Below are 9,886 nucleotides of genomic sequence, written 5' to 3' on the forward strand. Positions count from 1 at the left end.
CTCCACTTTAAGGTATTCCTTATAGGTCCAGTTCAAAGGTGTCGCAAACACGAAGACGTTATAAGACATGCTCACTATGATATTCAAATTGCATAAAAATACTCATTAAAAAATATATGAATATGATTATGTCTATTAGAACATAATCATGATATAATAATTGTATTCAAACATAATGATATGAATATATTTAGAAAGGATGAGTATAAATATGAGAATTTATAAGAGTGATAATCTAAGCAATTTTAGTATACCAATGAATATAGTAACTTTAATATCTAAAATCAATGAGTATAAAGGAAAGCAAAACCTCTATATTAATCAATCTCCTCAGATATTAGAAACCCTTCAAGAGGTAGCGATTATCCAGAGTACTAAAGCATCAAATAGTATTGAGGGAATAATTATAACAGACAAGAGATTAAAAAAAATTATGAAAGAAAAGTCTATTCCAGTTGACCGTTCAGAAGGTGAGATTGCTGGATATAGAGATGTACTTACAGCAATTCATACGTCCTATGAAGCAATTCCTGTTAGTACAGGTATAGTGCTACAATTCCACAGGAATTTATATAAGTATGTATCTGCAAATGGTGGAGTATGGAAAAATCAAGATAATGTGATAGAAGAGATTTTACCAAATGGAAAGAGGTATATTAGATTCAAACCAACAACCGCTTTTGAAACACCGCATGCAATGGAAGATTTATGTAATAATTTAAATGAAATTATGAGATCTGAAACTGTTGATCCACTGATATTAATAGGTACTTTTGTTTTAGACTTTTTATGCATTCACCCTTTTAATGATGGAAATGGTAGAATGGCTAGATTGCTCTCCCTACTTATGCTATATAAATATGGATATGAAGTGGGGAAATATATAAGTTTAGAAAGAATTATTGAAGAGAGCAAAGCAAGTTATTATGACACATTATATAAATCTTCTATTGGATGGAACGAAGGAAATCATAATATCTTTATATGGCTAGAATATTTTTTAGGTACAATATTAGCAGCATATAAGGAGTTTGAAAGTAGAGTAGGATTAATTAAAAATAAAAAAGGAAACAAGAGTCATAGAGTTGAAGAAGCAATAATGAATGTATTAGGTACTTTTTCAAAAGAAGATATAAGGAATGCATGTCCCGATGTATCAGAGTCTACTCTTAATAGAGTTTTTAAAGAATTAAAAGACACGAAAAAAATTGAACCAATAAATAAAGGGAGGAGTGCTAAATGGAGAAGATTAAAATAAATACGGTAACTAAAGCACATCCTCTAACAAAGTTTTTGCGTAAAGGTGCACTTAGGACAAGTTTTGGGGTCTTGTGCACCACACCTTTTCACTGGGAGACAAGCTCCGCCAAGGGGGATTCCTTTGAGGTCCAGTTCAAAGGTGTCGCAAACATGGAGACGTTAAATGAAATTAGTCGCAATTACTTATCTTAGTCATTCAGTTTGTACAAGTTGAACTTTTGGGATTAATTGATGTTAACCACTAGTATTATGAATAATAGTAAAACCTAAAATAGGTGTTATTGTTAATTATATAGTTAGAAAAAAAGGGGGAGTAAATTATGTCATGTTCTAGCGATGCGGTAAATACGATTTTTGAGGAACGTAGTGATTTTATTGTAATCGGTCTAACTGGAAGAACTGGTTCTGGTTGTACAACTGTTTCAAAGATTCTATCTCAAAATAATTTTAACAAGCTTGCTCTAAAAACACCAAAAGATTGTGACTTTACTGAGAATGAACAACGCAAATATAGACTTGTATATAATTATGCAAAATGTAATTGGACACCATTTAGAGTTATTGAAATGTCAACAGTTCTAGCTTCATTTGTTTTTCAAGAAGGTTATAGCCCTATCAAGAAGTTTATAAACGAACAAAAAAATATAGAGATTCATAGAAAAGACAAACTTTTATCAGAACTTGAGACATTGTCTCCATCTATTAATAAGATTTCGGAAGATTTTAAAAACTATATTGGCGAAAATGGACGTTTAAAAAAGAATTCAGCTGAAATTAAGATTGCTGAACTTAAATTATTATCGCAGATAAGTAAAGAAACAATTAGATTTAAGGAAGTTTTGAAAAAGTATACACTAACACAACAGATAAATATAAAAGGCGATAACCAAGAATGCATAGCTCAAGCATACACATATTTCTTCCAACAGTTTGGAAATAATGTCAGATCTAGTGGTAATCCTTTCAATAGTTCATTTAGTGGTAAGAACATGTTTGACTTAGCTCAACGTGCAAATGATTTCATAAAAGCTATTCGTGAAGTTCAACGATTAAAGAAGGAATCAACACTAATATGTATTGATGCACTTAGGAATCCTTACGAAGCTACATATTTTCAAGATAGATATTCAGCCTTTTACCTGATAGCAATTGATACAGAAGATGAAGAACGAGGACGTCGTTTAGCTGGAATGAACAAAAATCAAATATTAAGTTTAGATGCAATGGAATACCCTAACAAGCTCACAGATGAAAAAACTTTTAATCAGCAAAATATAGCCGCTTGTCTGGAGATAGCTGACATTCATATTTACAATCCTAAAACATCTATAAAAGAAAATTATTACTTAACAAAGCAACTCATAATGTATGTAATGTTAATGAAGCACCCAGGACTAGTAACTCCCTCACATATTGAACGATGTATGCAAATTGCATATAATGCTAAACTAAATTCTGGATGTTTATCACGACAGGTCGGTGCAGTAATAACAGACAATAACTTTAGCATTAAAGCAATAGGTTGGAATGATGTACCTTCAGGTCAGGTGTCCTGTAACTTAAGAGATGTCAATTCATTATGTGTAAATAGAGATTATAATTCGCATAGTAAATTTGAAATAGAAAACAATGAATTTAGTGATAAAATACACAATCTTAGGTCTAAAATAAATTATTCGCGACTTAAAGGTAGACTATATCCATATTGTTTTAAAGATATTCATGATAAAAAAAATCAAGTTCATACTCGGTCATTACATGCCGAAGAAAATGCTTTTTTGCAAATTGTTAAGTATGGAGGAATTGGAATAAAAGAAGGTGCTTTATTTACAACTGCCAGTCCATGTGAATTATGTTCAAAAAAAGCATACCAACTTGGGATAAAAGAGATTTACTATATAGATCCATATCCAGGCATATCAAAAGACCACATTCTAAAGTTTGGAGATAATAATCTAAAAATGAAATTATTTTATGGTGCAATTGGAAGTGCTTATACAAAGCTTTATTCTCAACGATTATCAATAAAGGATGAATTGAAGATGTTAAACGAAGAATAATAGTAAAAACTCATAGCATAAAATTGGGATAGTTTTTTAGCAGAGGTCTTTGTAAGAGCTTTAGCAAGAGTTGCGACCAACTTCACTTAACATAATGTTTGCGCTAGAGTGCACTAGAGAAAAACTATGTGGATTTGTGCACCACACCTTCTCGCTAACCGAGTCAGTCGTTGCATTAGGCGTTCGCAGGCTCACAGCCATAAGCAACTCTTTTTAGAGATCGAAGGTGTCGCAAACACGGAGACGTTAGGCGACAGAATCAATTAGTGTTTTATTTACATGATGTATCTATTATTGAATAAAGCTATATTATGCAATAATGGGAAGTTTATTATTTATATTTTGATGAGACAAGGAGGATTAATATGAGTAAGAAGATTTGCTTTGTAGTAATGGGTTTTGGAAAAAAGATGGATTATGAAAACTCGAAAGAAGTAGACTTGGATAAGATTTATAAAAAGGTAATTAAAGGGTTATTTGAAAAAGAATTGACAGATTATGAGTTGATAAGAGCAGATGAAATAGCAGGCTCTTCTATAATTGATGTCAGCATGTATACTTTGTTAATGAAATCAGATTTAGTTATTGCGGATATTACAACATTAAATCCCAATGCAATATACGAACTAGGAGTGAGACATGCTCTAAAACCCTATTCTACTATCATTATGGTAGAAGAACAATGTAGAATTCCTTTTGACTTAAGTCACTCTAGACTTCTTGTATATAAAGAGATAGGGGAAAACTTAGATGATAAAGAAGCTCAGGTGATAAGAAAAAAACTTAAAGAGTTTGTTACAGCTAGTGAGAAGAAGGAGACTGATAGTCCATTATACACATATTTACCACACATTTCTCCGCCAGATATTACCGATGACGAATACAGTAAAATAGTAGATGAAGCTAAAGGAAAAAGTGAAAATATTTCAAGTTTGGTCGAACAGGCTGAAAACTTAAAAAATCAAAACCAGTTTGAATGTGCTATACCTATATGGGAGAGGCTTGTTGATTTACTGCCAAATAATTGTTACATAGTGCAACAATTGGCTCTTTGTACATATAAAGCGAAAGTTCCTAACGAAACTTTTGCTTTGGATAGAGCACTTGATATTATCAAAAGATTAACCCCTAAAAATTCTCTTGATATAGAGACGATAGGAATTACAGGAGCAATTTATAAACGGTTGTATAGATTGAATCAGAATTTTGATTATTTAGATGAAGCTATTTATTTTTATAAAAAAGGATATATTATTCAAAAAGATTACTATAATGGAGAAAACTACGCCAATTGTTTATTATTAAAGACAAAACAGAATAATTTGTCGAACGAAGAAACTATTTATTTAAAATTTGAAAGCAAGAATGTACGAAAAGAAATTATCAGAATTATTAAAAGCAATCTAAAAGCTGAAGAGGTTAATTTTTGGATGTACGCTACTCTTTCTGTTTGTTATTTTTGCCTAGGGGATGATGAGAACTATAAGAAATATCAGGATGAATTTTATAAGAGTTGTAGCGCTGATTGGGAAAAGCAAACATATATAGATACAATAGACGAGCTTAAGAACTTAATATAAAAAAGAGGAGGTTTTAAATTATGGCCCACAAATGTTTTATTTCATTTAAGACAGAAGATATCTCTTATAAAGAAGAGATACAAGATGATTTGGATATTGATATGATTGATAAATCATTAAATGAGGCTATTGATTCAGATGATGAAGATTATATCATGAGAAAGATAAGAGAAGACTATCTTTCGGATTCAACTGTAACTATTCATTTAATTGGTAGTTATAGTGCTGAAAATAGTTGGCTTCAAAATCAAATCTATATAAAACGAGAGTTGCAAGCTTCACTTTACAACGGAGAAAATAATACTAAGAATGGTATACTAGGAGTTGCTTTGCCGTCCATGTATGGAAATATATATAAAGGTGAATACACCTGTAGCTCATGTGGAGGGACTCATAATTATGTGAGCATAAATAACGAGACTGTGGTAAAGGAATTTAGTTATAATTATTACATTCCAAAAGATAGTGGTTGCTGTTGGAGTGAAGAAGATAGGTATTGTGTATTGGTGAAATGGGATGATTTTAAAGAAGACCCTAATAAATATATTGACAAAGCATTTGATAAAAAGAGTAGTCCTATCTCCTCAAAAACGAAAGTTAGACCTTAAGTAAGATAAAGGATATGCAATATTCTAGATTATACTAAAAATGAGATTCTCATTATATTTTGAAGTTATTATGTTCAACTAAATATCATAGGTAGCGGGTTTGCATTGACAGCGGCTAGTAGCTGATCGAGTGCTATATGATAACGGTTTTGTTTAATGTCTAATGGTAATTTCCATTGATTCCATCGCCTAACATTATATTTACGTAAAGGTGCACGAGGTACAAGCCTAGGGCGTTGTGCACCACATCCCTTCACCGGGAGAAGAGCTCCACTAAGGGGATCTATCTCTGAGGTCTGGTTCAGGGACGTCGCAAATACGAGAACGTTATCGGACATCATTGATTTGAAGTAGTTATTAAAAAAGAAAGTCATATTTTCTTTTTCCATGCAAAATACGTCTGATTTCCACAGTATTTTCTTGAACGACATAGAATACAAGGTAGTTACCTATTATAAGAATTCTATAGCTCAGATATTCAAGCCGACTATCTTTTGGAATTTTCCCTATGAAAGGAATTTCTTCTAGCTTAGATATTGAACTATCAATCTTATCAAGGAATTTGATAGCTGCAATAGGGTCATCTAACTGAATGTATTCGATAATTTCAGTTAGATCTCTTTCAGCTATTGGTAGGTATTTAGTCTCATATTTTTTACTCATTTAAATTGCTCCTTAACTTTGATATCAACTCCTTGTGAGATATTTTAGGTTCATTTAATTGACTTTGAGATTCAGCCACGCTAAGCTTTTGATAAAGTTCTAATAAAGCTTGTTGTTTTTCATAAAGCGCCATACTCATTACAACCATGTTGCCCTGACCGTTTTTAGTAATGAAAACAGGCTCAGCTTCTTGGTGGCAGATTTCTGAAATCTTATTAAAATTATTACGTAAATCTGAAATGGGTCTAATAAATGGCATGTTCAACACTCCTTTTAGGTTTATTACTTATATTATATCATTATTATGATAAAATTAATACGCTGTTATGATAAAATGTTTTTAATTTAAGAGTGACATCCGATAACAAAATGTTTGCACAAGGGATAGACTTTGAGGCGATGTGCACCACACCTTCTCACTGAGAGCAAAGCTCCACTTAAGGGTATTCCTTTAGGGTCCAGTTCGAAGGAATAGCAAACACGAAACGTTAGACAACATAAGCACTTGGGGGTATTTTTTAAAAAGGAGAAATAATGATGAAATTATTTGAACAACTTACGATTATAGATAGTTTCCATGATGGAATCATTGAGCAAATAATTAAAAATAATGGTGATATATTATTAACTATTGAGATTCAATAATTAGCAGAATTAATAAATTCTAAATATAGTTATTTTAAAGTAATATTAATAAATTGTACTAAATTTGATTTTGAAGATTGGGATAATACAGGTGTATTAATGGAGGATATAAAAGAAATAGAGAAATTAGAACCAGAAATTTTGAGTGGAGAAATAATAAATAGTGATTATATAAAGATTAATTGTTTCATTTCTTCAAGTGTAGGTGGAATTTTAAGAATAAAGACTGAGGAAATTAAAATTTTTGATGAAAATGATACTGTTGTGAGTAAAGAACAATTTTTAGGTATTTGCAAAAACTATTGGGATTCTTTTAAAAAGAGAGAATAATTTTTATAAGACATTAGTGAGTTATTTATAGCTTTAAGGGGGTAATAGAATGAACTATGAAATTAATTTAAATTCATTATATATCTGTGTTAAAGATATGGATAGAGCTATTAATTTTTATGAAAAGTTTTTTGAGCAGAAAGTTAATCAGAGAGATGAGGTATTTAGTATTTTTGATATTAAAGGTTTTAGATTTTGTTTATTTAATAATAGTGAAGTTAATGAAGAAGTTACTTGGGGAGATAATTGTTTGCCTAGTTTTGAAGTAAGTAATATGGATAAAGTAAAAGAAAAACTTGATAAATTAGAAGTAGAGATAGTATTTCCTTTAACTAAGATTAATAAGAATTGGGTTTTAGAATTTAAAGATAGTGAAGGCAATGATATAGAGATTTATAGCAAAATATAATATTTTATTTTAAGCTTGTTTAATTAAATAATTTTTTGATTTGTAGGATAGTTTTAATATGTGCTGACGTCGTCTAACAGCAGATTAACGACATCTCAGTTGATGTGTATGAAAGAGGGCTGGTGCTGACTTACGTAAGGCTTAGAGTTTACCTGAGATTAGGAGCATTGAAGGGGACGCCGCGAATCTGCGAGACGTTATGCAAAATCTTATTAGCATTATGAAAGGAGAGAGTTAATTGGCAGAAAGGCAAAACTATGTATCAAATGAACTAACACATTTTGTGGGTAGAGGTTTGGGTGAGAGTCAACAATTTAACTTATTGGTTAAGATACTAAATAGTGGAGTGTTGAAGAAAAAAGAGTGGCCAGACAATATAATTTCATCACAGGATATGGATATGAGCAAAAAAATATCTGATAATGAATTATATATAGTTTATATGGTTTGTTTTTGTGACATACCAATATCAGAGATGAATATACATATGAAGAAGTATAGTCCATTTGGTATTTCGTTTAAAAAGAAATTTATTGCTGGCAAAGGAGCAACCCCTGTTCATTATATTGATAAAAACTCTACGATGCCAAGAGAATCTTGGATGGATATGTTTGATAATTATTCGAAAAAGATAAATAAATTTTTTAATGATGAATACATGAGAAAAGGGAGAAAACCAGAAGAATTAAAAGAAATAATGAATATGAGATTTTTTATCGATCAATATATTATGAGTTACTTAAAATTTTTTGATAGTTCTAAAGAAGATGATGATGAAAATAACTATTATATGGAACGCGAATGGAGATCGCTAATAAAGGTAGAGTTTGAGTTAGATGATATTTATAGAATTATTTTACCTGTTAAGTATCTAAGCGAGTTTATGTCGGAGTTCCCCAATTATAAAGGACATATAACAACAGTCTAGAATTATAAATGTTAAAATAAGACTTCGCATAATAAAAATTTTGCGTAGAGGTGCACTATGGATAATCTTTAGAGAATTGTGCACCACACCTTTTCACTGGGAGCAAAGCTCCACTTTCAGGTATTCCTTTAGGGTCCAGTTCAAAGGTGTTGCAAACACGAAGACGTTATGCGAAATCATAAGCTACGTTATAAATTAAAATTTGGAGATTAGTTACTTTCTACTATGTATGAATTTTTGATATGAAAGTGAGATGAGTATATGATTGATAAGATAATTGAAGACATAAACCGAGCCTTAGATAGTGAAGCCTATTTAGCAGCAATGACCTTAGCACTAACAATTCCTGATATATGTGGTAAAGCCAAGTATCCAAATAAAGGAACTGGATCTAGATATAGGAAGTGGTATGATGAATATGTTGGAACATATGAAAGAAGCCCATTTGATGAAAGTAAAGAGACGAATATGCCATACTTGAGTGGTGAAGTCGTTTATAGTTTAAGAAATTCTATGCTTCATGAAGGTTCACCAAATGTTGATAGTAAAACAATCGATGATTTTGTTTTGGTCATTGAAAAAAAGAAGCCTATAGAAGTATATTCTGATTCTGCGGGAGTTACTACAACTAACTATAACGATGTATGCGTAAGACATTATCGTTTAAATGTAAGAAGATTCTGCCAGGTGATTATTGCTAGTGCAAAAGGTTACTTTAATGAAAACGAAGAGCTGTTCAATTTCTTTAATTATACAATAATGGATTGGGATGTTGAGGTAGAGAAGTTACGTAAACTGTAGATTTTTCTAATATGCTTTTTAAGCTTACTGTCAGGAAGTTCGATGCTAGGTATAAAATGTAGTGTCGGATTGCTGAGTTATATTATTAAAGAAATTAAATAGAGTTGACTTATGTTCCTATTTGTTCGGAGCTCACGCTTATGACTTCTCATAACAGCGAGTTGGCGACATGCACAGGAACAAGGATGGATGTACACGTCGCTAACTCACGGGACGTTATATGACAGATGCAGGAGAGGTTTGATAAAAAATACAGCTTTTATGAAATCTAGGTGTGGAGTAGTGATTCGCAATGTTATGTTTTTCAAGTGAGTTAATGAAGTGACTTATTATTTAAACAAAGAATGGCTCTAGATTTTGCTAAGACTAATATAGATTCCATAAAGGTTAGTGGTTGTATAAACATAGCAATCAAGGCTGTAATTGGAGAAGTTATAAAAAAAACTGTACCTTGAGGAGATTGCTATGTTTTAGATTGATAATTAGCCATATTTTAATCAATTTAATTAGTATGGGTTGCTGAAAGGGTTTAGATTAGTTCAATGGGGAGTCTGCATCCATCATATAACAAGGTGTTTACACTAGTTGTACTTAGAAAAGTA

The 9,886-nt window shown here is 31.3% G+C and carries 10 protein-coding genes; 8 read left to right on the forward strand and 2 right to left on the reverse strand.

All coding sequences use genetic code 11. The features are described from left to right. The first annotated feature begins 211 nt into the window (after positions 1-211). From JMO20_RS13980 to JMO20_RS13995, 4 genes are all read left to right on the forward strand, one after another. Entirely contained in the window at positions 212-1,258 is a 1,047-nt protein-coding gene (locus JMO20_RS13980; RefSeq protein ID WP_202710312.1) for a Fic family protein, read from the forward strand. Between the two features lie 322 nt (positions 1,259-1,580). Continuing rightward, positions 1,581-3,320, forward strand: coding sequence for a dCMP deaminase (locus JMO20_RS13985; protein ID WP_202710313.1), 1,740 nt, complete (start codon positions 1,581-1,583; stop codon positions 3,318-3,320). Between the two features lie 365 nt (positions 3,321-3,685). Next, positions 3,686-4,900, forward strand: coding sequence for a tetratricopeptide repeat-containing protein (locus JMO20_RS13990; RefSeq protein ID WP_202710314.1), 1,215 nt, complete (start codon positions 3,686-3,688; stop codon positions 4,898-4,900). A gap of 20 nt (positions 4,901-4,920) precedes the next feature. After that, a complete protein-coding gene (locus tag JMO20_RS13995) occupies positions 4,921-5,508 on the forward strand; it encodes a TIR domain-containing protein (RefSeq protein ID WP_202710315.1) in 588 nt (195 codons plus the stop codon). A gap of 357 nt (positions 5,509-5,865) precedes the next feature. Here JMO20_RS13995 and JMO20_RS14000 read toward each other — a convergent pair whose 3' ends face one another. Both JMO20_RS14000 and JMO20_RS14005 read right to left on the reverse strand, forming a co-directional pair. Then, on the reverse strand, positions 5,866-6,171 hold the full coding sequence (locus JMO20_RS14000; protein ID WP_202710316.1) for a type II toxin-antitoxin system RelE/ParE family toxin: 306 nt from the start codon (positions 6,169-6,171) through the stop codon (positions 5,866-5,868). Beyond that, positions 6,164-6,430, reverse strand: coding sequence for a type II toxin-antitoxin system Phd/YefM family antitoxin (locus JMO20_RS14005; RefSeq protein WP_202710317.1), 267 nt, complete (start codon positions 6,428-6,430; stop codon positions 6,164-6,166). Before JMO20_RS14005 ends, JMO20_RS14000 begins: the two co-directional genes overlap by 8 nt. A gap of 485 nt (positions 6,431-6,915) precedes the next feature. Between JMO20_RS14005 and JMO20_RS14010 the strand changes: the two genes are divergently transcribed. From JMO20_RS14010 to JMO20_RS14025, 4 genes are all read left to right on the forward strand, one after another. Continuing rightward, positions 6,916-7,146: a hypothetical protein gene (locus JMO20_RS14010; RefSeq protein WP_202710318.1), complete on the forward strand. Its 231-nt coding sequence runs from the start codon at positions 6,916-6,918 to the stop codon at positions 7,144-7,146. A gap of 49 nt (positions 7,147-7,195) precedes the next feature. Then, the gene (locus JMO20_RS14015; protein ID WP_202710319.1) at positions 7,196-7,555 is read left to right on the forward strand and encodes a VOC family protein; all 360 of its coding nucleotides are present in this window, start codon (positions 7,196-7,198) and stop codon (positions 7,553-7,555) included. 238 nt (positions 7,556-7,793) lie between these two features. Further along, entirely contained in the window at positions 7,794-8,483 is a 690-nt protein-coding gene (locus JMO20_RS14020) for an abortive infection system antitoxin AbiGi family protein (protein WP_202710320.1), read from the forward strand. A 261-nt stretch (positions 8,484-8,744) separates the two neighbouring features. Further along, positions 8,745-9,284 carry a hypothetical protein gene (locus JMO20_RS14025; protein ID WP_202710321.1) on the forward strand — a complete coding sequence of 180 codons (540 nt, stop codon included), beginning with the start codon at positions 8,745-8,747 and terminating at the stop codon, positions 9,282-9,284. The last annotated feature ends 602 nt before the right edge of the window (positions 9,285-9,886 follow it).

It is taken from the genome of Sporosalibacterium faouarense, assembly GCF_016765695.1.
GTDB classification, from domain to species: Bacteria; Bacillota; Clostridia; order Tissierellales; family VENL01; genus Sporosalibacterium; species Sporosalibacterium faouarense.

Excerpts from the sequence above, each read along its gene's own strand:
- JMO20_RS13980 (WP_202710312.1), top strand. The coding sequence starts at position 212 with ATGAGAATTTATAAGAGTGATAATCTAAGCAATTTTAGTATACCAATG.
- JMO20_RS13985 (WP_202710313.1), top strand. The coding sequence starts at position 1,581 with ATGTCATGTTCTAGCGATGCGGTAAATACGATTTTTGAGGAACGTAGT.
- JMO20_RS13990 (WP_202710314.1), top strand. The coding sequence starts at position 3,686 with ATGAGTAAGAAGATTTGCTTTGTAGTAATGGGTTTTGGAAAAAAGATG.
- JMO20_RS13995 (WP_202710315.1), top strand. The coding sequence starts at position 4,921 with ATGGCCCACAAATGTTTTATTTCATTTAAGACAGAAGATATCTCTTAT.
- JMO20_RS14000 (WP_202710316.1), bottom strand. The coding sequence starts at position 6,171 with ATGAGTAAAAAATATGAGACTAAATACCTACCAATAGCTGAAAGAGAT.
- JMO20_RS14005 (WP_202710317.1), bottom strand. The coding sequence starts at position 6,430 with ATGCCATTTATTAGACCCATTTCAGATTTACGTAATAATTTTAATAAG.
- JMO20_RS14010 (WP_202710318.1), top strand. The coding sequence starts at position 6,916 with ATGGAGGATATAAAAGAAATAGAGAAATTAGAACCAGAAATTTTGAGT.
- JMO20_RS14015 (WP_202710319.1), top strand. The coding sequence starts at position 7,196 with ATGAACTATGAAATTAATTTAAATTCATTATATATCTGTGTTAAAGAT.
- JMO20_RS14025 (WP_202710321.1), top strand. The coding sequence starts at position 8,745 with ATGATTGATAAGATAATTGAAGACATAAACCGAGCCTTAGATAGTGAA.